19 protein-coding genes are annotated in these 23294 nt (G+C 67.4%); 6 read left to right on the top strand and 13 right to left on the bottom strand.

The features are described 5' to 3' along the window. Positions 1-49: 49 nt before the first annotated feature. Positions 50-769 carry a GntR family transcriptional regulator gene (locus tag ACVWZ7_RS10665; RefSeq protein WP_456507817.1) on the bottom strand — a complete coding sequence of 240 codons (720 nt, stop codon included), beginning with the start codon at positions 767-769 and terminating at the stop codon, positions 50-52. Further along, positions 762-2234, bottom strand: coding sequence for a fumarylacetoacetate hydrolase family protein (locus ACVWZ7_RS10660; RefSeq protein ID WP_456507816.1), 1473 nt, complete (start codon positions 2232-2234; stop codon positions 762-764). Before ACVWZ7_RS10660 ends, ACVWZ7_RS10665 begins: the two co-directional genes overlap by 8 nt. Positions 2235-2459: 225 nt before the next feature. Here ACVWZ7_RS10660 and ACVWZ7_RS10655 point away from each other — a divergent pair, with 225 nt between their 5' ends. Continuing rightward, a complete protein-coding gene (locus ACVWZ7_RS10655; RefSeq protein WP_456507815.1) occupies positions 2460-4358 on the top strand; it encodes an FAD-binding monooxygenase in 1899 nt (632 codons plus the stop codon). Positions 4359-4498: 140 nt separating this feature from the next. On the opposite strand, the gene ACVWZ7_RS10650 is transcribed toward ACVWZ7_RS10655, so the two are convergent. Next, positions 4499-4960: a hypothetical protein gene (locus tag ACVWZ7_RS10650; protein ID WP_344365222.1), complete on the bottom strand. Its 462-nt coding sequence runs from the start codon at positions 4958-4960 to the stop codon at positions 4499-4501. A gap of 392 nt (positions 4961-5352) precedes the next feature. Here ACVWZ7_RS10650 and ACVWZ7_RS10645 point away from each other — a divergent pair, with 392 nt between their 5' ends. Further along, positions 5353-6174, top strand: coding sequence for a GAF domain-containing protein (locus ACVWZ7_RS10645; protein ID WP_456507814.1), 822 nt, complete (start codon positions 5353-5355; stop codon positions 6172-6174). A 23-nt stretch (positions 6175-6197) separates the two neighbouring features. On the opposite strand, the gene ACVWZ7_RS10640 is transcribed toward ACVWZ7_RS10645, so the two are convergent. Continuing rightward, positions 6198-6791, bottom strand: coding sequence for an NADPH-dependent FMN reductase (locus ACVWZ7_RS10640; protein WP_456507813.1), 594 nt, complete (start codon positions 6789-6791; stop codon positions 6198-6200). A 495-nt stretch (positions 6792-7286) separates the two neighbouring features. On the opposite strand from ACVWZ7_RS10640, the gene ACVWZ7_RS10635 reads away from it, so the two are divergent. Further along, on the top strand, positions 7287-7532 hold the full coding sequence (locus tag ACVWZ7_RS10635) for an Hsp20/alpha crystallin family protein (protein ID WP_456507812.1): 246 nt from the start codon (positions 7287-7289) through the stop codon (positions 7530-7532). A gap of 55 nt (positions 7533-7587) precedes the next feature. On the opposite strand, the gene ACVWZ7_RS10630 is transcribed toward ACVWZ7_RS10635, so the two are convergent. Continuing rightward, positions 7588-8649 (bottom strand): acetylxylan esterase, encoded by a 1062-nt coding sequence (locus ACVWZ7_RS10630; protein WP_456507811.1) that lies wholly within the window; start codon positions 8647-8649, stop codon positions 7588-7590. Between the two features lie 276 nt (positions 8650-8925). Here ACVWZ7_RS10630 and ACVWZ7_RS10625 point away from each other — a divergent pair, with 276 nt between their 5' ends. From ACVWZ7_RS10625 to ACVWZ7_RS10615, 3 genes are all read left to right on the top strand, one after another. Beyond that, entirely contained in the window at positions 8926-11799 is a 2874-nt protein-coding gene (locus tag ACVWZ7_RS10625) for an exo-alpha-sialidase (protein ID WP_456507810.1), read from the top strand. 298 nt (positions 11800-12097) lie between these two features. Continuing rightward, positions 12098-12751, top strand: coding sequence for a FadR/GntR family transcriptional regulator (locus ACVWZ7_RS10620; RefSeq protein WP_456507809.1), 654 nt, complete (start codon positions 12098-12100; stop codon positions 12749-12751). 68 nt (positions 12752-12819) lie between these two features. Next, positions 12820-13602, top strand: a complete 783-nt coding sequence (locus ACVWZ7_RS10615) for a glucosamine-6-phosphate deaminase (protein WP_456509098.1) — start codon at positions 12820-12822, stop codon at positions 13600-13602. Between the two features lie 38 nt (positions 13603-13640). Here ACVWZ7_RS10615 and ACVWZ7_RS10610 read toward each other — a convergent pair whose 3' ends face one another. The 8 genes from ACVWZ7_RS10610 to ACVWZ7_RS10575 all read right to left on the bottom strand — a co-directional run bounded on the left by ACVWZ7_RS10610 (position 13641) and on the right by ACVWZ7_RS10575 (position 23240). After that, on the bottom strand, positions 13641-14888 hold the full coding sequence (locus ACVWZ7_RS10610) for an N-acetylglucosamine-6-phosphate deacetylase (RefSeq protein ID WP_456507808.1): 1248 nt from the start codon (positions 14886-14888) through the stop codon (positions 13641-13643). Positions 14889-14899: 11 nt separating this feature from the next. Continuing rightward, positions 14900-15586 (bottom strand): N-acetylmannosamine-6-phosphate 2-epimerase, encoded by a 687-nt coding sequence (locus ACVWZ7_RS10605; RefSeq protein WP_456507807.1) that lies wholly within the window; start codon positions 15584-15586, stop codon positions 14900-14902. Between the two features lie 52 nt (positions 15587-15638). Continuing rightward, positions 15639-16400 carry an ROK family protein gene (locus tag ACVWZ7_RS10600; RefSeq protein WP_456507806.1) on the bottom strand — a complete coding sequence of 254 codons (762 nt, stop codon included), beginning with the start codon at positions 16398-16400 and terminating at the stop codon, positions 15639-15641. Positions 16401-16622: 222 nt separating this feature from the next. After that, positions 16623-17549 (bottom strand): dihydrodipicolinate synthase family protein, encoded by a 927-nt coding sequence (locus tag ACVWZ7_RS10595; RefSeq protein WP_456507805.1) that lies wholly within the window; start codon positions 17547-17549, stop codon positions 16623-16625. Between the two features lie 46 nt (positions 17550-17595). Then, positions 17596-18402: an ATP-binding cassette domain-containing protein gene (locus ACVWZ7_RS10590; RefSeq protein WP_116766450.1), complete on the bottom strand. Its 807-nt coding sequence runs from the start codon at positions 18400-18402 to the stop codon at positions 17596-17598. Further along, complete coding sequence (locus tag ACVWZ7_RS10585; protein ID WP_456507804.1) at positions 18399-20525, bottom strand: dipeptide/oligopeptide/nickel ABC transporter permease/ATP-binding protein; 2127 nt, start codon at positions 20523-20525, stop codon at positions 18399-18401. The genes ACVWZ7_RS10590 and ACVWZ7_RS10585 overlap by 4 nt, the downstream gene beginning before the upstream one ends. Positions 20526-20528: 3 nt before the next feature. Then, positions 20529-21485 (bottom strand): ABC transporter permease, encoded by a 957-nt coding sequence (locus ACVWZ7_RS10580; protein ID WP_344365249.1) that lies wholly within the window; start codon positions 21483-21485, stop codon positions 20529-20531. 111 nt (positions 21486-21596) lie between these two features. Then, the gene (locus ACVWZ7_RS10575) at positions 21597-23240 is read right to left on the bottom strand and encodes an ABC transporter substrate-binding protein (RefSeq protein WP_456507803.1); all 1644 of its coding nucleotides are present in this window, start codon (positions 23238-23240) and stop codon (positions 21597-21599) included. Positions 23241-23294 lie beyond the last annotated feature (54 nt).

Below are 23294 nucleotides of genomic sequence, written 5' to 3'. Positions count from 1 at the left end.
ACTAACTGAGAGTGCAACGCGGGGTCATCTACGGCCCATGTTGGGCCGCTTAATGGGCGCTGAGTGACCCCGCGTTGCTTTGGGCAAGGTACGCGTCCAGGGTGGCGCTGCGGTGGAGGCGGGCGGCCTTCTCGATCTCATCCGGGCTGGCGCCGGACTCGATGAGCTGCAGCAGAGCTTCGTGCTCGTCGACGGAGTCGTGGGCCCGTCCCGGGACGAAGCGGAAGGTTGAGGACCGCAGGGACGCGAGCCGGTTCCAGCCCCGGTGAACGAGGTCCAGGATGTGTGGGTTGGGGCAGTGCTCGAACAGGACGCTGTGGAAGTCCTGGTTCAGCCGGGTGAACCGGACGGGGTCGAAGTGCTCGAGACACTCCCGCATTTCGGCGTTCACCGCCCGGGCGCGGGCCACGTCCCCCGCCCCGATCAGCGGAGCCGATAGGGCCGTGGCGGCGCCCTCGACGATGCTGAGGGTTTGCATCGTGTAGAGGTACTCGGTGGGGTCGATCCCGGAGACGGTGGCGCCGACGTTCCGTTCGAAGGTCACCAGGCCCTCGGCTTCGAGCCGGCGGATGGCTTCGCGGACCGGGACCACGCTGATGCCCAGGTCCTCGGCGATCTTCGCGAGCACCAGCCGGTAGCCGGGGGAGTAGGTGCCCTCCACGATCCGGGCCTTGACGGTCGCGTAGGCCTGCTCGGACTTGCTCCCGGGTATCCCGTTTGAGGACACGGTGGCTGCCCCCGCGCCTGCTGCGCTGGCCGTCTCAGTCATTGGGTTTGCCTGCTTCCCATTCCTGGTACCGGGCGCGCCATGCGGCGTTGAGCGGGTAGAGGCCGTCCACGCTGTGGCCCTGCTGCACCATCTCGAAAATGAAGACTTCCTCGCGTTCCTGGGCGATGGAATCGTCCGCGAGCTCTTCGGCCAGGGCTGGCGGGATCACCAGGATGCCGTCGGCATCGGCCACGATGATGTCCCCGGGCTGCACGGTGGTGCCGCCGCAAGCGATGGTGATGTCCGTGTCCCACGGGATGTGCCGGCGGCCCAGGACGGCCGGGTGCGGGTTGGCATAGTAGGTGGGCATGTCCATGGCGGCCACGGCGGAGAAGTCACGTACGCCGCCGTCGGTGATGACGGCCGCGGCGCCGCGGACCTGGGCGCGCAGGGCCAGGATGTCGCCGATGGTGCCGGTGCCCTTTTCGCCGCGGGCCTCCATGACCAGGATTTCGCCCTCGTTGACCGAATCGATGGCCTTCTTCTGGGCGTTGAAGCCGCCGCCGTGGGCCTTGAAGAGGTCCTCGCGGTTGGGGACGTAGCGCAGCGTGCGGGCCAGGCCGACGATCCGCCGGTCCGGCCGCGTCGAGGTCAGGCCGTCGATACTGACGTTGTTCAGGCCGCGCTTGCGCAACTGCGAGGACAAGGTGGCCGTGGACACGCTTTCCAGCTTCGCCTTCAGCTCCGGGGACAGGATGGCCGCCGGGGCCGGCAGGCCGGCCGCTTCACGCGAACCGTAGGCTTCCTCCCGCTGGAGATCATCAGTCCTGGGCCGGGCGCCGAAGTCCGCGAACGGCGTCGTGCCTTCCGCCACCCGGGTGACCAGCCGGCCGGTGGTCAAGTCAGCGCTGCTGACTTCCACCTCGACGACGTCGCCCGGCTTCGCCACCGACGCCCCGGCGGGGGTGCCGGTGAGGATGATGTCCCCCTCTTCGAGGGTGAGGAGCTGGGAGAGGTCGGCGACGAGCCGGGCGAAGGGGAAAAGCAGCTCCGCGGTGGTGTCGTCCTGCACGAGGTCGCCGTTGTGCCAGGTGCGGACCCGCAGCTTGGCCGGGTCGACTGTGTCGGCGGCAATCAGGGCCGGACCTACGGGGGTGAAGCCGTCGCCGCCCTTGGACCGGAGGTTGGAGCCCTTGTCCGCGTAGCGGAGGTCATAGACGCCGAGGTCGTTGCTGGCCGTGACCCACTCGACGTGGCTCCAGGCATTCTCGATGCCCACGCGGCGGGCGGGCTTGCCGATGATCAAGGCGATCTCGCCCTCATAGCCGAGGAGCTCGCAGCCGGCCGGGCGTTCCACGGTTGACGGGGCTCCTGCCGAACCGACAGCCAGGGAGGAGGACGGCTTCAGGAAGTAGGACGGCTGCTCTGGGGTGCGGCCGCGCTGGGCTGCCCGGCTGGGGTAGTTGACATGCACCGCGATGACCTTGCGGGCCGCGGCCAGGATGTGGTCGGTGACCTGTTCCAAGATTTACTCCTCATCGAGTACGAAATCGTATACGATAACTATCACCCGGCAGCCCGGGGCGCGTCAACCCCCTGTTTTCCGGGAGTTTTCAAGACACTTGTAACCCATGTCATATCTGCCGTACAGTTTTTGATCAAAGGTGCATTTCGATTATCGAACACGAAGTTCTGATATCGAACACAATAAGCAGCGATTGACCGCCACACAACGAAGTGAGGAAAGCCCGTGCATTTCCACCACCACGGTTACGTATCCGGTGACCCGCGAGTCCAGCCGGCCGCCGGCGTCGGCATCGACCGGCCCACGCAACTTCCAGACGAGGTCGACGTGCTCATCGTCGGCACCGGACCCGCGGGCATCGTCGCAGCCGCCCAGCTGTCCCAGTTCCCCGGCGTCACGACCCGGATCGTGGAGCGCCGCGGCGGAAGGCTCGCCATCGGCCAGGCCGACGGCATCCAGGCCCGGAGCGTCGAGACCTTCCAGGCCTTCGGCTTCGCGGAGCGGATCATCGCCGAGGCCTACCGCATCACCGAGATGGCCTTCTGGAAGCCGGACCCCCGGAACCCCGCGAACATTGTCCGCAGCGCCCGCACCCTCGATGACCCGGGCGGAATCAGCGAGTTTCCGCATCTCATTGTGAATCAGGCCCGCGTCCTGGATTACTTCGGCGAGTTCATGGCGAATTCGCCCACCCGCATGACGCCGGACTACGGCTACGAGTTCGTCGGCCTTGAGGTCGCCGGTGAAGGGGAGTACCCCGTCACCGTGACCCTCGTCCACACCGCCGGACCCGACGAGGGCCGGACGCGCACCGTCCGGGCGAAGTATGTTGTCGGAGCCGACGGCGCGCGGAGCAAGGTGCGGGACTCGATCGGCTGCACGCTTGCCGGCGACCAGGCCAACCACGCGTGGGGCGTCATGGACGTGCTCGCCTCCACCGACTTCCCAGACATCCGCCTCAAATGCGCCATCCAGTCCCATGACGGTGGCAGCATCCTGCTCATCCCGCGCGAGGGCGGGCACCTCTTCCGCATGTACGTGGATCTCGGCGAGGTCGCCGAGGATGACAACGGGGCCGTCCGCAAGACCACCATCGAGCAGATCATTGCCAAGGCCAACGCGATCATCCACCCGTACACGCTCGACGTGCGCAACGTGGCCTGGCACAGTGTGTACGAGGTCGGCCACCGCCTCACCGACCGGTTCGACGACGTCCTCCCGGAGGAGCTCGGCACCCGCACGCCGCGCGTGTTCATCACCGGCGACGCCTGCCACACGCACAGCGCCAAGGCCGGCCAGGGCATGAACGTCTCCATGCAGGACGGCTTCAACATCGGCTGGAAGCTCGGCCACGTGCTTGAGGGCCGCAGCCCGGTCAGCCTGCTCTCCACCTACTCAGCCGAGCGCCAGGTTGTCGCGAAGGACCTCATTGACTTCGACAAGGTGTGGTCGACGCTCATGGCCAAGAAGCCCGAGGAGTTTGAGAACCCCTCCGAACTCGAGGACTTCTACGTGCGCACGGCCGAGTTCCCCGCCGGCTTCATGACCGAGTACTCGCCGTCGATGATCGTCGCCGAGGCGGCGCACCAGAACCTGGCGACCGGCTTTCCTGTGGGCAAGCGTTTCAAGTCCGCCCCGGTTGTGCGCGTCTGCGACACCAATCCGGTCCAGCTCGGTCACCAGGCCACGGCGGACGGCCGCTGGCGCATCTACGTCTTCGCCGACGGGGCAGCGGCCGGCTCCCCGTCGCCCACCACGGACTTGGCCGCGTGGCTGGCCAACGCGCCGGAATCGCCGCTTGCCGCCACGCCGGAGGGCGCCGACGCCGACGCCTGGTTCGACGTCAAGGTCATCTACCAGCAGGACCACACGGGAATCGACATTGGCGCGGTGCCGGCGGTGTTCAAGCCTGAGGTCGGGCCGTTCAAGCTCCCGTACCTTGAGAAGGTCTACGGCACCGATCCGGCGTCGGACATCTTCGAGCTGCGCGGCGTCGACCGCGGCGGCGTCATCGTGGTGGTGCGCCCGGACCAGTACGTGGCCAACGTCCTGCCGCTGACGGCGACGGCGGAGCTCGCCGCGTTCTTCGCGCCCGTCCTGCGCTCCCGCACGCGCATCGGCTGATCCGTGGCCCCGACAAAGTAATCAACACCGTTTGAACGGCAGGCTGCAGTCTCAACGCAGCCTGCCGTTCCTGTATCCCCGTGGACTTTTCGCCCGCCTGACCGCCAGGCCAATGACGTCTGCCCCGCGACGTCAGCGCATTAGCACTTGACCTCAGTCCGGAGGTCAACAATCGCGGCCTGGACGTTTGCGGCATCGTCGCGGAGGGAATTGGTCGCCTGGGTCAAAGTTGCGTCGTCAGGCACAGCTTTGACGGCGTCGTTGAACTTGGCTTCGGCCGCCTTGACGGCGTCCGCCCGTTGTTGGGCGAGGTCCGCGGTGGCCTTGACGAGGTCATCATAGGTCTTCGTGACTTGCTCCTGGGCCGTGCGGACCTGCTCCAGCGTGGCATCAGGCTTCAGTGTGTCCTTGAAATTTGTCAGCGCGGCGGCATGGGCATCGGCCGCAGCGCAGACCTGTGACGTGCTCGGCGGCGGGCTTGAGGCGGACGCGGGCGCGCTGGAAGTGCCCGCGGGTGTGCTGGCGGGGCTGCATCCGGTGAGCAGTGCGACGGCGGTCCCGAGTGCGATGGATCCGAAGAGAATTGGGTGGGGTTTCGACATTGGAAGATCCTCTCCCCGCTGGGTGTCGCCTCCGCGCATCGGAGGCCATATTTCATCCTGTGCCCCGACGCGGGCATGGACCTCATCCGCCGGGGGTGAAATGGATGGGCGCCCAACCAAAGCCCGGGCAGGGCACAATGGCTCTTTTGGGACCGGTCGGCCGCGGGTAAGAATGGTGGTGCCACGGCGGAAGGGGTCGTCCGCGACTGGTGTTGAAGCCGGGGCAGGCGGTCCAGGGCGGCACGCAAGTGCTGTCCTGGGCCGCCGCGGCGCGGCCGTTGAAGGGGATCTTGGGCGCTGACAGATTGGGTGGCGCCGCGGTGCCCGTGCGGACGTATGCTGTTTTCATCGGTTCAGCAACGAACTGCGTGCTTCGATCTCGAGCGTGGACCATGACCCAAGGAACTGCACCAGACAGCAGGCGGGATCCGCATGCCGCGTTCTGGGACATGCATTTCAACGATCCGGATATCGGTGCCTTCCTCGGCGAAGTCGTCACGGGGCTCGTCCACGACATCGGCGGTCCCGGCCGTGGGATCAGCTGGGCAATCACACTTCTCCGGTCCGGGGAAACCAGCACGCTCATCGCGGGCAGTGCACTGTCGCGGGCGGCGGACGAAGCGCAGCGCTCGTTCGACGACGGCCCGGCCCGCGAGGCGGTTCGTAGCGGAGAATTTGTGGTCATGGGGGACACCTCCTTGGAGCGCCGCTGGCCCGGGTATGCCAGCACCGCAGCTGCCGAGGGCGTCCGGTCGCTCGTATCCGTTCCGCTGGTCCCCGCGGAGAGTTTCCGTGCAGCGGTGAACCTCTATGCCCCGTGGCCGCATGTTTTCACGAGTGCGGACATCACTGCAGCGGTGCGGCTGGCCCGCCAGGTGTCCCGGGCCCTGAATCTGGTCCAGCAGATGATGCTCAGGTACGCGGGGAGTGCCGAGCTATCCTCGGCGCAGCTCTCCCGGGTGCTGGCCGGCCTGGCTTTAAGGACGCTGGTGCGGGACTACGGGTTTAGTGAAGAGGGAGCCCTGGACTATCTTCGGAGCGTCGCGGGTGGCCCTGTGCGCGAACCCGCCGGCAGCACGGTCCATGTCCTGGGTGCCGATTCCGGCCAGGACCCGGAAGTGCCCCAGACCAGCCCACCGCTGGCCCCAGTGCCCCGCGCTGTGGACGCTCCGCCTGTCCGTCGACGGCGGCGGAGGGTGGAGAGCCCGGCCTAGGCGCAGGGCGAACCCGCAGATGCTCAGGCGGCAATGCCGGGTTCATTGCCGTGGGACTGGTCCGGGCGGAGGACCTTCAGGGCGCCGGCCCAGGCGATGACCTGATTAAACAGGATCTGCAGAGTCTTCTCCGCGGCCGCGGTAGGGATCAGGGTGCGGTAGTTCTCGAACTCTGTGGCAAAGGGTAGTGCCACCTGCGCCCGGACGTCTGCCATCTGCAGCTCGCCGGCAACTCCCCGCAGGTGTTCGACGGCGCGGATGCCGCCGCTGCTTCCGTAGCTGACGAACCCGGCTGCCTTGTTGTTCCACTCCCTGTACAAGTAATCCAAGGCGTTTTTCAGTGCCCCGGGGATTGAATGGTTGTACTCGCCGGTGACGAAGATGTAACCGTCGAATCCGTCGACAGCCTCGGACCAGGCCTTGGTGTGCGGGTGGCTGTACCGGCCGAAGGAGGGCGGCAGTGGCTCGTCGAGGATCGGGAGGCGGAAATTGGCGACGTCGAGGACCTCAAAGGTGGCATCGCCGCGTTCCGCTGCCCGTGAAGCTACCCAGTCGCAGACGGACTGTCCGAGGCGTCCGGGCCGGGTACTCCCGAGCACGATAGCGATGCGAATCATGGCGGACTCCTTTCCGGCGGATTTTTTCTTGCCACTATCAGAACAACAATCCGGACGGCGCGATGCTTCCGCAGCCGCGGCGGCCCGACGCGCAGGGCAGCATTTTGCAGGCTGGCGGTTTCTTGCCCCGTCGGCTGAGTCCGGGCAGTGCTGCCGGCACCTGGCGCGGGTCTTTAGTCCCTGCCCGGACCCGGTCCGCGGGCGTCTACTGGAGGTACCAGCCGTTTTGGGCAACCAACCACAACTCTCCGGAGGGTCTGTCATGTCTGATTTGCACAAGTGGTCACCGTTCCACCGCTGGCCGGACACATCCCGCACCAGCCCCTTTGACGCGTTCCGCAGGTCACCGTCGGATCTGATGGACTTCATGGACCGGTTCTTCCAGGAAGAAAACCGGCCGATGCCGATCCGCGTCGAGGAGTTCCTTGACGGCAACACCCTTGTTATCCGGGCCGAAGCGCCGGGCTGGATCCGGACAAGGACATCGACGTCTCGGTGGTTGACGGAGCCCTCCAGATCCGCGCCGAGCGCAAGGAAGAAAAGGAAGAGAAGGGCAAGGACAGCTACCGGTCCGAGTTCCGGTACGGCTCTTTCCTCCGCACCCTGCCGCTGCCCGCGGACGTGAAAGAGGAAGACATCAAAGCCACCTACAAAGACGGAGTCCTCGAAGTCCGCACGCCTGTACCGGAGCGCGCCCTGGCCGAGTCCAAAGCGACCAAACTCCCCATCACCCGGGAATAACCCCCGCCAGCCAGCTCCCGGGCGGCTGGCCGGGAGCTGCTAGCAAGACAAGCACTTAGCGGCCCAGAAGTTCCGCGACGTAGCGGAGCTGGCTGACCCAGTGGTGTTCCTGGCCGCCCTCGTGATTGTTGAAGCGGTACACCTCAATGGCCTTCGCCGGGACAGCCCGCGGGGCTGCCGCACCCGCTGCCTCACCCAAACGCGCGCCCGGCCCTGCCGGCGCGCCCGTGCCATAGGCGTTGTACGCTGCAAAGACTGTCGACGGCGGGCAGACGTCGTCCATCAGCGCCGCCGAGAACAGCGCCGGCGCCGTGGCACGCCGGCCCAGGTGCACGCCGTCGAAATAGTTCAGGACCGCAAGCGCGGGCTCGTAACGGTCCCGGTGACGGGCCAGGAAGCCGGCGACTTCCGGGTAGGGCCCGCGCGGGGCGATGTCGACAGCGCGCGGAAAGTCCTGCAGGAACGGCACATCGGCCATGGTGCACAGCACGCCGTCAAGGCGCCCGGCCGCCAACCCGGCGGCCGCGATGGCCAAGCCTCCGCCCTGGCTCAGGCCGGCCAGCAGCACCTTCGAGGCATCCACCTCGGGATGGTTCTGCACGGCTTCGATGGCCCGGAAGGCGTCGACGAAGACGCGGCGGTAGTAGTAGTCCTCCCGGGAGGAGAGGCCGCGCGTCATCAGCCCGGCGTAGGCAACGTCTCCGGCCGACGGGTGCGGATCCGCGCTCTCGCCCAGGCTGCCGCCGTAGCCCTGGCCTCTGGTGTCCATGATGAAGTGCGCATACCCGGCCTGCGCCCACTTTGTGTCCTGCTGGACCAGCCCGCGGCCGCCCGAATAGCCGACGTACTGCACCACCACAGGCAACGCCCTCCCGGCGTCGCGGTTTGCCGGCAGGTGCAGCCAGCCCTTGATCCGGGCCCCGCCGAAGCCCGTGAAGGAGACGTCAAAACTGTCAATGACGCTCAGGTGGTTCTCTGCCGGGGCATAGACGGCGTCCAGCGGGAATTGGCGGGCCTCGGCAATGGTCCGGTCCCAGAAGTCGTCGAAGTCTTCGGGTTCGACGGCGGATGAGGTGTAGTTGCGCAGCTGATCCAACGGCATGTCGAAGAGGGGCATGAGGTCTCCAGATGTGAGGCGTACGGTCCGAAGGTGATCCTACGTCCGATCACCAGTTTCCCCCACACGATGGATATGTGAGCACTACACATTATGGTTGTAGGACGTTCTATATCGAATGTGGGATGCACTGATGTTCCGGTTCGTTGAGCGCTGACAAGTCTCCCTACCAATGAGAGGTTAGATGTGAAGTCACGCACGAAAGCCCGCGTTCCCCGGCCAGGGGCATGTGCCGTCGCCGGCATCCTTGGATTGTGCCTGGTCGCCGGATCCGGTGTGTCGGCAAGCGCCGCTCCAATCCCGCCAACGACGCCGACCGACGGTCCTGGCGCGTTCTCCGAATCGAATCTCGCCGCAGATCGCACTTCCAGCAATTTCTTCTACCGGATCCCTGCGCTGACCTACCTCGGCGGCGGGGTAGTTCTGGCGGCATGGGACGCCCGGCCCGGGAGCTCGGCCGATGCGCCAAACCCAAACTCAATCGTGCAGCGGCGCAGTACCGACGGCGGGCAGACGTGGGGCCCGCTTCAAGTAATTGCCGCCGGTCATATCGGTGACGCGACAGGCCTGAAGTTTGGCTACAGCGATCCGTCGTACGTTTACGACTCTGAAGCCGGAAAAGTCTTCGCGTTCTTCGTCTACTCTAAGGACCAGGGTTTCGGTGCCAGCGTCTTTGGCAATGACGACGCCGACCGCTCGGTGATCTCGTCGGCGGTTGTGGAGTCGGACGATGGCGGGCAGACCTGGAGCTCCCCTCGACTCATCACCAACGTGACCAAGCCCGGGACGAGCCGGACGAACCCCCAGCCGGGCGACGTCCGTGCCAACTTCGCTGCCTCGGGCGAGGGGATCCAACTGAAATACGGAATCCACAAGGGACGCCTCATCCAGCAGTACTCCGGACAGGTCCAGCAGGCCAATGGCACGCAGGCATTCCAGGCCTACAGTGTCTTCTCCGACGACCACGGCGCCACGTGGCAGAAGGGCACCCCGGTGGGCGCCGCGATGGACGAGAACAAGACGGTTGAGCTTTCGGACGGCCGGGTCATGCTCAACTCCCGTGACAGTGCCAACGGAGGGTATCGAAAAGTTGCCGTCTCCGACGACGGCGGCGCCACTTACGGTCCCGTCAGCCAGGACACCGAACTGCCGGACCCGGCCAACAACGGCTCGATCGCCCGGATGTTCCCCGATGCCCCGGCGGGATCTGCCGACGCCAGGAAGCTGATCTTCACAAACGCCAATTCCAAGACAGCGCGGGAAAACGTCTCCGCCAGGGTCTCCTGCGACGACGGGGCGACATGGCCCGGCGTGCGCACCCTCCGCTCCGGATTCTCGGCCTACTCCACCGTCACCCGTCTGGAGGGCGGACAGTTCGGCGTGCTTTACGAGGCCAACTACACCGACAACATTCCCTTCGCGAAGTTCAACGATGAGTGGCTCAACTACGTCTGCGCTCCTCCCGGCGTCGCCGCACAGACCGTGACCCCCGGCGCAACCAAGGCTGTCGCCGTCACGGTGACAAACCAGGAGAGCGCCGTGCTCTCCGGAGCGTCCGCCACCATTCTCACCCCCGCGGGCTGGTCTGCAACCACCGTGCCGGTTCCCGACGTCGCTCCCGGCACCTTTGCCACGGTCAGCGTGAACCTGACCGCCCCGGCCGGGGCTGCGGGTGCGCAGAATCTCACCGCAGCGTTCACCGCGGCCGACGGTAGGGTTGCCCAGTCTGCGTTCGTTGCGACGGCGCCCCAGGCCCAGCAGATCGGGCTGGGCATCACCGGCACGGCCCCGGACCGCGATGTCATCAACTCGCCCTACGCCGCCGGCGACGTGCTGTCCTATTCGTTCACTGTCAAGAACACCGGCACCGTGACCTCGAATGCCGTCCCCGCCGCCGGCAGTTTCGAGGCAGGCTATCTCCCGCCGACCGCGCCGAACTGCCGGTACAACAACCTCCCGGCCGGCTCCAGCTACAGCTGCACCACGGCCAGGCACACCGTGACGGCCGAGGACATCTCACGCGGCTACTTCACACCCCAGGCGACGTTCACGGTGACAGCATCCGCCACGCCGACCCTGACGCAGACGGTGGTGTTCAACGGCTCCGCAGTCCCGCTGCGCGACGGATTGCCCGCGGCCGACATTACCGGGCAGCGCAGCGACGCCGGCAGGGATCTGACACTGCAGCCCTACACTGCCGGGGAGCAGGTGCCCTACACGTTTGCGGTCGTAAACAGCGGTCCGCTGACCACCACGGTTACGCCGACTGCCGGAAACTTCTCACCGCTGGTCCCTGAAGGCGCCGGCAACTGCCGGTGGCGCAACCTGGCGCCGGCCGGAAAATACAGCTGCACCACGCCGCGGCACACCGTGACCCAGGCCGAAGTGGACCAGGGCTTCTTCGTGCCCCGCACGTCGTGGACGCTTACGGCAGCCGGACAGAGCCCGCGGGTACTCGACGTCGACGGCGGCGAGGTGGACCTGATTGCCAGGAACGCCCTGCTCGAAGGCACTGCCACGGCCTCCTGGGAGGATTCGAACGACGACGGCTACGCCACTCCCGGAGAGAAAGTCACCTTCACCTATACCCTCGGCAATGCCGGAAACGTCGGGCTGACCGCGTTGGAGGCGCCGGAGATGGGCATGTCCGAACCGGTATTCGCCTCCGGCTCCACCGTCACCAGGAGCCAGGACTACATCCTGACGGCCGCAGACGTCGCTGCCGGCGAACTGTCCGCCGCGACCTTCACCGCAACTGCCAGGAACGGGGCAAAGAGTGTCGAACTCAAGGTCACGCGGGGGGCACTCGCCCTGCTCGCACAGCCTGCGCGGCCCGAGGCCACGCCGGGCCTCCGAACCCAGGATCTCGACGGTCTGGCTGCCCCGACGGACCTGGGCACCGACGCAAAGTACCGGACCGGGCAGAAAATGACCCTCCGGAACCTTGAGCACGGTCAGTGGTACTACGTCTACCTCAACAAGAGCCTCTACAGGCTTGGCTGGATGTTCCCGGGGAAGGACAACACCGTTGACATCATTCTGCCGGACGAGCTGAAGAACGGCCGCGACGACGTGGTGGTGCTCGATTCGCTCGGCCGGCAAGTCACCTTCGACAGGCTCCAGATCACGCCGAAGGGCCAAAAGCTCTAAGGGTCAAGGGCTCTGGGTCTGGCAGCCCCAAAGGGTGCCAGGGTGGCGGGCTCCGGAATTCGGGTCGGAACCCGCCACCAACGTGCCGCGCAGTGGCCTCCGCAGGCACTCGCGGGAAAATTCTTTCCACTCGCGGCAACAAAAGGACATTGGACGTCCCATCTCCTGTACGCTGGAGGTAGGAGTGGCCGGTCCCGGCTGCGGCCAGAAGGAGAGTGTCGTGAGCATCGAATCCCGAGTAGTGTCGCCGGCCCGTTTCAGCGCTCAAATCAGGTCCCATGCGCTGCAGACACGCATTATGGACCTCATCCTAGAACAAGGGCTGGACGTTGGGGATGCACTGCCCACCGAAAGCGAGCTCTCCGCGGTTCTGGGCGTCGGGCGCAACACTGTGCGGGAGTCGCTGAAGGTCCTTCAGGCGCTGGGCGTGATCGAGATCCGCCACGGCTTTGGCATGTTCGTGGCACCGAACAACTTCACCGCACTCACCGATGGCCTGGCCTTCCGCGGGCGGCTGTCGCTGCGCCACAGGGGCGAGGAAGCGATGGAGCTCATCGACGTGCGGCAGGCGCTCGAATCGGGCCTCATTGGCTCCGCGATCGACCTCATGACCGACGAGCACCTCGGCCAGCTCCGCGGCACCCTGGAGCAGATGGAAGCAGCCGCGGCTGCCGGGGAAGCGCTGGCCGAACTGGACGCGGAATTCCACCGCGGCCTCTATGCGCCCCTGAACAACGAGCTCCTGATCAACCTCATGGACGTGTTCTGGAAGGTGTACCGCCAGATCCACCAGGCCCTGGGAACCGGCCCGGTCAACCTCCCGGAGCAGGCCCGTATGCACCGGGAAATTTACGAGGCCGTCGCCGAGAAGAACAAGACCCTGGCCTCCGAGCGCCTGCAGCGCCACTTCGACGGCATCCGCCAAAAACTCAAGGACGTCGCTGCCCGTTAGCCGGACCGCCGGCCAGCTCGTGCAGGCGGGCCGCGACGCATTAGGAACCACAGAAAGCGCCACTCATGATGGATATCTTTGTAGTGCCCGACGCCGAGGGAACCGGGGCCGTTGCTGCCGGCATCCTGGCCGCCGTGATCCGCAGCCGTCCCGACGCCGTTCTCGGCGTGGCCACCGGCGGCTCGCCGCTGCCGGTGTATGAGGCGCTTGCCGGCCATGGGCTGGACATGTCCGGTATCCGCGGCTTCGCGCTGGACGAGTACGTCGGGCTGCCGGCGGGCCATCCGGAGAGCTACGCCGAGGTGGTTCGCCGCGAAGTGACCGAACGGCTGAACCTTGTCCCCGCCAACGTCTTCGTTCCCGACGGCGGCGCCGAGAACCCCGACGTCGCTGCGCGTGACTATGACCGTGCGATCGCCAAGGCCGGCGGAATAGACGTCCAGATCCTGGGGATCGGACACAACGGGCACCTGGCCTTCAACGAACCGGGTTCGGCCCTGGATTCCCGGACCCGGGTGGAACTGCTGACCGAGCGCACGCGCCAGGCGAATGCCCGCTATTTTGACATCCCTGACGACGTCCCGGAGCGGTGCATCACTCAGGGCCTGGGAACCATCCTTGAAGCCCGGCAGCTACTGCTGGTGGTCAACGGGGCGGACAAGGCCGACATCCTCCGCGAGGCACTTGCCGGTCCCGTTTCGCCCGAGTGCCCGGCCTCGGTACTGCAGTTGCACCCGCATGTCACGGTGGTGGCGGACGAGGCCGCGGCCGCCCGGCTTACGGACGTCCCGGCAGGATCCCTCCGCGGGCCCGGAATAGTCAAGGTGCGTGCCGGGGCAGCCGTCGCCTAAGACCGAATGCCACCCTGCGCGGCGGCATCCGCACCCGGTCAGGCGGACGCGTCCAGAATCCGGCCGCCGCGCAGGACCCTCACCAGTTCGAAATCCGCGTCGACGGCGAGGATATCGGCGCGCATTCCTGTCCGGAGGGCGCCGATCTCGTTTTCCAGGCCCAGGACGCTGGCAGGGACCAGGGTCGCCGCGAGAACGGCCTCCGCAGGATCCACCCCTGCCGCGATGGTGGCACGGACAACCTCCAGCAGGGTCGCCGTGCCCCCGGCGAGGGCGCCGTTGCTTCTCAGGGTGGCTACGCCGTCGTGCACCACCACCGCGGAGGGTCCCAGTTCGTAGTCGCCGTCGGGCAGTCCTGTGGCCGCCATGGAGTCCGTCACCAGCGCGATATTCGCGGCCCCAACCACCTCGAACACCATCCGGACCGTCTCCGGGTCGAGGTGGACGCCGTCGCCGATCAGTTCGACCACGACGGTGCCGGCGGCCGCCAGCCGCAGGCTCGCGCCGGCCGGCCCGGGGCTCCGGTGATGCAGCGGCGGCATGCCGTTAAACAGGTGCGTCACCGTGGGCCGGGCCTGCGGACCGAACCGCCCGCCCGCTGCGGCCCTGCCAACGAGGTCGGCGGCTTCCGTCAGCGAGGCGGCCGCCAGCCGGGCGTCGGCGTCGGTGTGGCCCAGCGAGGGGGTGACGCCGTGGTCCGCGAGCATCCGGAGCAGTTCACTGGCGCCGGGCAGTTCGGGGGCGTAAGTCATGGTCCGCAGGGTTCCGCCCGCGGCCTGAAGCATGTGCCCGAGGATTTCAGGATCGGGGTCCCGGAGCCAGAGCGGATTCTGGGCGCCGCAGCGGGCGGTGGAGAGGAACGGGCCCTCGGAATGGACGCCTGCGATGAGTCCCTCGGCGGCCAGGACCTTGAGGATGCCGAGCGACCGCAGCAGCTCCTCGCCGGAGGCGGTGACGAGGCTTGCGAGCAGGCTGGTGGTCCCGCTGCGGTGCAGGAAGTCCACGGCCTCCCGGCAGGCCTGGCTGTCCCCGGTGGGGAATCCGCCGCCTGCCGCCCCGTGGCAGTGGATGTCCACGAGCCCGGGAAGCAGTGACGTGCCGGGCGGCAGCGGGAGCTCCGCCGCGCCCGGGAATTGCGCGGCGTCAAAGCCGCTGCCGGGTCCGGCGTAGGCGATCCGGCCGCCGGACACTGCCACCACGGCGTCCGCGGTAGCGGCACCGTTGCTGAGGAGCGCGCCACGGAGGAGGTAGGCGGGAGCAGTGGCGGGGTCGCGGGATTCCGGCATCGGGACAGTCCTCAGGAGTGCAGTGCGGTGGCGAACCAGCCGCTGATGGTGGCCGGGTGGGTGATGGCGGTGCCGACGACGACCGCGTAGGCGCCGGCGTCGAGCGCCTGGCGGGCCTGGTCCGGGGTGTGGATGCGGCCTTCGGCGATGAGCGGCCTCCCAAGGCCGGCGGCGGCGATCTGCTCCAGCAGTTCGAGGTCGGGGCCGTGGGTTTTCGGGCGTTGACCGTCGTAACCGGCCAGCGTGGTGCCGATCAGGTCCGCGCCGGCGTCGACGGCGGCTGCGGCGTCATCGTAGGAGGCGCAGTCCGCCATGACGAGGGCGTGGGAGTCTGCGCGGAACCCGGCAACTGTGGCGGCCAGGCTCAGCCCGTCGGGGCGGTGCCGGCGGGTGCCGTCGATCGCCACTACGTGGGCGCCGGCGTTGGCCACGGCGAGGGCATGCCGCAGCGTCGGGGTGATGAAGACGCCGTCGTGGCCGTCCTTCCAAAGCCCGATGACCGGGACCTCGACGGCGGCGCGGGTGTGCTGGACGTCGGCCAGCCCCTGGACCCGGACGGCCGCGGCACCGCCGATGACGGCCGATGCCGCCATCTGCGCAGTGGTGCGGGGATCCCGCATCGGCTCGCCGGGGTAGGCCTGGCAGGAAACGATGAGCTGGGAGCGGAGGGATTCGAGGCCCGTGGGGGTCAGGATCATGGTGCCTGGTTTCTGTGTTTCTCGGCGGTCCGGTGTGAGCGGATGGGAACGGTCAGTTGAAGACTAGCTGTGCGGCACCGACGATGGCTGCGGAGTTTTCCAGCGTGGCCCGGAGTACCGGCACGCGGACCAGCGGGTCCAGCAGTTCCCGGCGCAGGGCGGCTTTCATGGGATTCCACCAGAGGTCGCCGGCGTCGGCCAGTCCGCCGGAGATCACCAGGACTTCGGGGTCCAGGACGTTGGCCAGGCCCCCGGCCGCCTGGCCGGCGGCCTCGGCGGCGGTGCGGACAGCGTGGCGGGCCGCAGGGTCGCCGTCGTGCGCCAGCGCGAACACCGCCCGGGTGTCCGGGACGGCGGGGGATCCGCCCAGGCGCAGGAACGCCGCATGGATGGCCGGACCGGAGGCCGCGGCCTCCACGTGACCTTCACCGCCGCAGGAACAGGGCAGTGCGCCGCCGTCGGCATACGCGTAAGGGGAGGCGATGTGCCCGACGTGACCGCCGACGTACCGGTGGCCGAGGACCGGCCGGCCGCCGAGCACCAGGCTGGCGCCAACGCCGGTTCCGAAGGCGATCAGCAGCGAGCTCGCCGTCCCGGCCGCCGCCCCTCGCCAGGCCTCGCCGAGCGCGTGGGCATGGACGTCGTTGACCGCACGGACCGCGCCCGGGGGGATCCCCAGCCGCCGTGCCAGGCCTTCCGTGAGAGGGGTCCCGGCCCAGCCGTGGATGGCGTCCGTTGCCGAGACCACCACACCCCGACCGGCGTCGATCACGCCTGCCGAACCGACCCCCCACTCCGGTGATGGAGAATCCATCCGCCGCCGCCCGCAACCTGAGCCCGGCCACCAGAGCCGCGGTGGCGTCCAGGACGGCCTCGCCGCCGGCGCGGCTGAGCGTCGGAGTGGTCTCCGAGAACAGCAGTTCGCCGTCCGCGGAGACCACCCCGGCCGCCGTCTTGGTGCCGCCCAGGTCAATCCCGATAGCGTGCGCCATGTTCCTCCTCAGTCCTGTGTCCGTGCGGGCGTGGCGGCCGGTGCCTAGACCAGGCCGTTGCGTTCGAGGATGACCTTGATGGCGGTGGTCTCGTCCTCGTTCAGGGACGGCATGGGCGTGCTCATGGTGTTGGACTCGATGATGCCCATGAGTTGGAGGGCGGTCTTGAAGGCGCCGAGCCCGGCCGCGCCGCCGGAGACCCTGCCGTTGGGGGTGTAAACGATCTCGAAGAGGTCGGCGAGGCGGTCCTGCTCGGCGGTGGCCTTGGCCCAGTCGCCGGCGGCCGCGGCATCCATGAGGTTCCGGTAGCCGCGGGGGTCCACGTTGCCCAGGCCCGGGACGACGCCCTGGGCTCCGCCGAGGAGGGCGCCGTCCACTACGACCTCGTGGCCGGTGAAGATGTCGAAGTTGGGGATGTCGCGGGCTGCCAGCAGGAGTTGGCGGAAGCCGACGTCGTCACCGGAGGAGTCCTTGACGCCGGCGATCACGCCGTCCCGGCCAAGCCGCACCAGCAGGTCCGTGGGGAGCTTGAAGTGGGTGCGGACCGGGACATCGTAGGCGAAGATCGGCGTGCTGACGGCGTCATGGATGGTACGGAAGTGGGTTTCCGTCTCCTCCGCGTTGCCGATCGCGTAGTACATCGAGGTCACGACGATCGCGTCGGCGCCGAGGTCGATCACCTTCCGGGCCTCCTCGATGACGCGGTTGGTCGTCTGCTCGTTGGCGCCGACGATCAGCGGCACGCTCGCTGCGCCAGCAGCATTCTCAGCCGCGATGGTGCTGACGACGAGTTCGCGCTCGGCGTTGCTCAGGTAGGGGACTTCGCCGGAGGAGCCCAGGACAAAGAGGCCGGACACGCCGCCGTCGATCAGGTGCCGCGTGAGGTTTTTCAGCGAATCGGTGTCGATGCTGCCGTCGGCGTGGCGGGGGGTGACGACCGGGGGAATAACGCCCTGGAATTGGGTAGACACAGGTAACTCCAATGATGGTTGTTGAAACGGGGGAAAGGGGAAGGAATCAGGGGTGCAGCAGGCTGGGCGCGGCGCCGAGCAGTTTCTTGGTGTAGTCGTTACTCGGGTTGTCGAAGACCTGTCCGGCGGGGCCCTCTTCCACGATTTCGCCGAAGTACATGACGCAGATCCGGTCCGAGACATAGCGGACGGTCTGGATGTCGTGGGAGATGAAGACCATGCCGAGGTTCAGTTGGGTCTTCAGATCTGAGAGCAGGTTCAGCACCTGTGCCCGCACGGAGACGTCCAGCGCCGAGGTCGGCTCGTCCGCCACGATGATGTCCGGATCCAGGGCCAGGGCCCGGGCGATGGCCACGCGCTGGCGCTGGCCGCCGGAGACCTGCGAGGGCGTGACCTCGGCGGCGGAATACGGCAGTCCGACGAGGGCCAGGAGGTCCTTGACCTTTGCGGCCCGGGTGGCCGCGGTGCCGATCCCGTGGATCTGGAGGGGGTCGGTGAGGATGTCCTGGATGGTCATCCGGGGGTTCAGTGCCGTCGACGGGTCCTGGAAGACCACCGACACGGCGCGGCCGAATTCCCTGCGCAGGGCGGCGTTGCGCTTGATGGCGGGCTTGCCGTGGAACAGCACCTCACCGGAGGTGGGCGCCTGCAGCCCCACCAGTACGGACGCCAGGGTGGACTTGCCGCAACCGGATTCACCCACGATCCCCACGGTCTCGCCGCGGCTGATGGTGAAGTCCACCCCGTTGACGGCCTTGACGATGTTGGGGCGGAACAGGCCGCCGGTGCGGGCCCGGTGGTGGACTTTGACGTTCTTGAGTTCAATCACGGGCTTGCCGGTTGATGTGCTCACTTGGGGTCCTCCTTGAGGTGGCTGGCCCAGTAGTGGTCGCTGTCTTCGTGAACGGGCGTCAGGACGAGCCGCTGGTCCGGGTCGGCGTCGGGCCGCAGTGAGCGGGCGGCGAACCGGTCGCCGGCGGCGAAGTCCCGGGGCGAGGGCACGGTACCGGGGATCTGGTGCAGCCGCTCGGCGTCGGCCTCGATGGAGAGTACGGCGCCGAGAAGTCCGCGGGTGTATTCGTGCTGGCGGTTTTGCAGCAGCGCGGATGCCTGCGCGGATTCCACAACCTGCCCGGCATACATCACGGTGATGCGGTGCGCGAGCGAGGCCACCAGCGCGAGGTCGTGGCTGACGAACACCATGGCGAAGCCCAGCTGCTCGCGCAGCTCGTTGAGCAGTTCCACGACCTGCTGCTGCACGGTCACGTCCAGCGCGGTGGTGGGCTCGTCCGCGACGACGATCCGCGGCGAGCGGGACAGGGCCATGGCGATCAGGACGCGCTGGCGCTGGCCGCCGGAGAGCTCGTGCGGGTAGCTGGCGAGCGTGCGGACGGGATCGAGCTTGACCAGTTCCAGGAGTTCGGCGGGGGTCTTGCGGCCGCCGCGGCGAGTGAGCTGCTGCAGCTGGTCCTTGATCTTCATCGAGGGGTTGAGCGAGCTCAGCGCGTCCTGGTAGACCATGGCGATCTGCTGGCCGCGCAGGCCCTCGTAGGCCTTGTCACTGCTGTTGCCGGTGGCTGGATCCAGCAGCTCCTTGCCGTCGAAGGTGATGGAGCCGGAGATCCTGGCCGTCTTGGGCAGCAGGCCCATGATGGCCAGCGAGGTGATGGACTTGCCGCAGCCGGATTCGCCGACCAGGCCCATGGTTTCGCCCTCTCGGACGCTGAAGGAGACGTTGTCCACGATCGCGGTGTCGCCGAAGCGGCCCGGGAAGCGGATGGACAGGTTCTTGACCTCCAGGACGGTGCGGGCCGCGTCTGGGACCTGGGGGAGGCGGTCCGTGCGGGCGGCCTCGACGGCCGTCAGCAGCTTCAGTTCCCTGTCCAGTGTGCCGTCCAGTACGCCGTCCAGTGCGCGGTCCCGCAGGCCGCCCGGCAGGGCGTGGTCCACGTTTTGTCCCTGCGGAAAACCGGCCTCCGGGACCGCGTCGCCGGCGGCGTCGCGGACGCCGTCGAGCTCATGCTGCTCCGCCACGGAGCCTTGGGCCACGGACGTGCCGATCTCGGCGTCGACGGCGGCGACGGGGGAGGAGAAGCCGTCGTCATCCTTCACGACGGGAGCCTTGCGGAGCTTCGGGTTGACCATGGCATCGGTGAGCCCTTCGGCCAGGATGTTGAGGGCGAGGACCGTGAGCAGGATGGTCAGGCCGGCGAAGGTGGTGGCCCACCAGCCACCGGAGAGGACGAGGTTGCGGCCGTAGGAGATCACGTTGCCCCACGACGGTGCGGGGTCCTGGACGCCGGCGCCAAGGAAGGACAGCGAGGCCTCCAGGATGATCGCGTCCGCGACCATCACCGTGGCGAACACCAAGACCGGGGCCGCGGTGTTGCGGACGATGTGCTTGAGCAGGATGTACGAGCGGCCGGCGCCGATCACCCGGGCGGCCCGGACATAGTCTTCGCCGTACTGGGAGAGCACGTTGGCGCGCACCACCCGGGCGAGCTGGGGCGTGTAGATCACGGCGATGGCCACGATGATGGTGGGCACGGTGTTGCCGAAGACGGCCAGCAGCACGGCGGCCAGGGCGATGCCGGGGAAGGCCATGAGGATGTCCATGAGGCGCATGATGCCCTCGTTGACGCCCTTGCTGGAGGTCGCGGCGAGGGAGCCGAGCAGGGCGCCGGCGAGGACGGCCAGCGAGACCGCGCCCAGGCCGATCATCAGGGAGGACTGGGCACCGTAGAGCAGGCGCGAGAAGATGTCGCGGCCCAGCCGGTCGGTGCCGAACAGGTTTTCCCCGCCGGGCGGGGTCGCCGGAATGAAGGATTCCAGCGGATCGTGCGGGGCGATGACAGGCGCGAAGACGGCGGCAAGAGTGATGACCACCAGGAAGACGAGGGCGAGCCGGGAGCTCCACGGGAGGGCCTTGAAGCGGACTCCCGGGGCGCTGAGGCGTTCAGCGAGTTTGCTGCGCATGGGTCAGACCGTCCTGATTCGAGGGTTGATGAGCAGGTACAGAAGGTCGACGGCGATGTTCACCAGCACGAAGGTGACGGAGATGGTCAGGACGACGCCCTGCACCAGGTTGACGTCGAGGTTGGTGATGCCGTTGAGGATCAGCTGGCCCATGCCGGGCAGGGCAAAGATCATTTCGATGACGACGGCGCCGCCCAGGAGATAGCCGACCCGCAGCCCCAGCACAGTCACCGGGGTGACCAGGGCATTGCGGAGCACGTTCCGCGAAACGACCTCCCAGTAAGGGACGCCGTTGCCGACGGCGGTGCGGACGTAGTCGCGGTCCAGTTCCTCGACCATCGAGGTGCGGACCACGCGGATCAGCGAGGCCGCGACCGGAATGCCGAGGGCCAGGGCCGGGAGCGTCATTGAGTTCAGCCACCCGCCGAAGCCCGATTCCGGCGCCGCGATGCCGCCGGAGGGAAAGGCGGGGTCGGTGCCGAGCGCGAACCACTGGATCAGCAGGATGCCGAGCCAGAACGACGGCGTTGCGACGGCGGCGATCGAGAAGACCCGGACCATCTGGTCCGGCCACTTGTCCCGGTACAGTGCGCCGGCGATCCCGAGCGGCAGGGACACCACGACGGCGATCAGCACGCCGAGGAAGGTCAGCTGAAGGGTCAGCGGGAAGGCCGCCGCGATCATGGCCGCCACTGATTTCGCCGGCGGCGTGGTGACGCCGAGGTCGAACTGGAGCAGCTTGCCCAGGAACCGGAAATACTGCAGGACCAGGGGATCATTGAGCCCGTTGCTCTGGCGGTACTGTTCCTTGGCTTCCTCGCTGGCTCCGTCGCCGAGGGCGCTGCTCGCCTGGTCACCGGGGGCGGCCTGCAGGACAAGGAACACCAGCAGGGTAATGCCCAGGATCATCAGGGGCAGCGCCGCAAGCCTGCGGCCCAGCAGGCGCAATATTGTGACCAATGTTGTCTCCGGAATTCGTGGAAGGTTGTCCCGGCCTCAGCTGGCACGGGTGGCAAGACATGCCGGTCCGGACGGGTGGGGGACCCGTCCGGACCGGCGGTGGGGGAGGAATCAGGCGGTGCGGCCGACGCCGACGAAGCCGACACCCGTGGTGGGCAGCGGCTTGAAGCCGCTGAGCTTCTTGGCATCCCAGGCGCTGGGAAGCTGTCGGTGGAAGACCGGGTAGAGCGGGAGCTCTTCGGACACCAGATCCACAATATCGCCGGTCAATTTCTTCGCATCTGCCGGGGCTGACTGGCCGGCCTTCGCCATGAGGTCAACGAGCGTGGCGCGTTCCGGCGTGGCCGCCCAGTAGGCCCGGCCCTTCATCCAGGTGTCGCCGGCGTAGAACCAGCTCAGCAGCAGATCGGCGTCGTTTCCGAAGACCGACGGATCGCCCGGGGCCGCGACGACGGAGAAATCGGCCTTGCCAACCCGGTCCGTGTACAACGCGCCGGACTGGAGGTTCTTCAGCGTGACCTTGACGCCGGGGATCTTGTTCCAGGATTCGAGCATCAGCGGGGCCACATCCTTCACCCATGCCGTATCGGTGGTCAGGAGCTCGAATTCCAAGTTGGTGACGCCGGCCTGCTTCAGCAGGTCCGCGGCCTTCTGGGGGTCGTAGCCGTAGACGTTCTTGGCCTTGACGTAGTCGGGGTGCCCTTCCTGGAAGTAGGAGCTGGAGGCTTTGGCGTTGCCGAAGAGGGCCTTCTTGATGATGGAGTCCTTGTCCAGGCCGAAGTGCAGGGCCTGGCGGACCAGCTTATTGTCGAACGGGGCCTTGGCGCAGTTGAACATCAGGAACAGCATGCCGAAGGACTGGACGGATTCCACCGTGGCCTTGGACTTCAGCCCCTCGATGTCCAGGTACGGGACGTCCTCGATCGCCTGTACACGGCCGGACTGCATCGCCGTGACACGGGCGGCGGCGTCGGAGAGCAGCAGCCAGGTCATGCCCTTGGCGAGGGCGGGCATCGGACCGTTGTAGTCGGGGTTCGCCTCGAACACGATCTTGTCGTCCTTGACGGCAGAGATCAGTTTGTACGGGCCGGAGCCGACGGGCTTGGCGTCGAACGCCTTGAGCTGGTCGGAGCCCAGCGGGAAGTTGGCGAGTGCCTTGGGCACGATCTTGACGACTGAAATGCGCGAGGGGAAGGCCGGGAAGGCGTACTTCAGCGAGAACTCGACAGTCTTGGCGTCAATGGCCTTGACGTCCTTGATGAACGGGATGAACTGCGAGAACAGCGACTTGTTGGCCGGGTCCATGACGCGGGTGAAGGAGAAGACGACGTCCTCGGCGGTGACCGGGGTGCCGTTGTGGAACTTGGCGGCGTCGCGCAGGGTCGCCTGGTAGGTGGTGGGGTTGACCATTTTGGGGTCGGCGGCGGCGAGGGCGTTGTACGGCTCGCGGGTGGCGGGGTGGAGTTCCACCAGGCCCTCGTAGACGTGCAGGTTGGCCGCCAATGGAGTTGCCCCGGAGCTGGACAGCGGGTCAAAGCCGGTGGACAGGGCGTAGGAGATGCCTGCCTCGATAATGAGGTCCTTGTTGATCGGAGCGGTGTTGGCTGCCGCTCCCGCCGTCGTGCTGGCGGCCCCGCCGCATGCAGACAGGGAAGTGGTGAAAGCCGCGGCCACGCCCAGCGCGCCCGACAGCTTGAGGAAGCTCCGGCGGCTGGCGTCATTGACCAGCGGCAAGTTCTTGATTGTCTTGCTCATAAGTTGCCTCACCATTCGAGTATATTTATCGGATGTAGGACGTCCGATGCTTGT

The sequence above is a fragment of the Arthrobacter sp. TE12232 genome, assembly GCF_054062615.1.
Note: the sequence above shows the minus strand (reverse complement) of the source record. Positions and strands in the feature narration are given on the sequence as shown.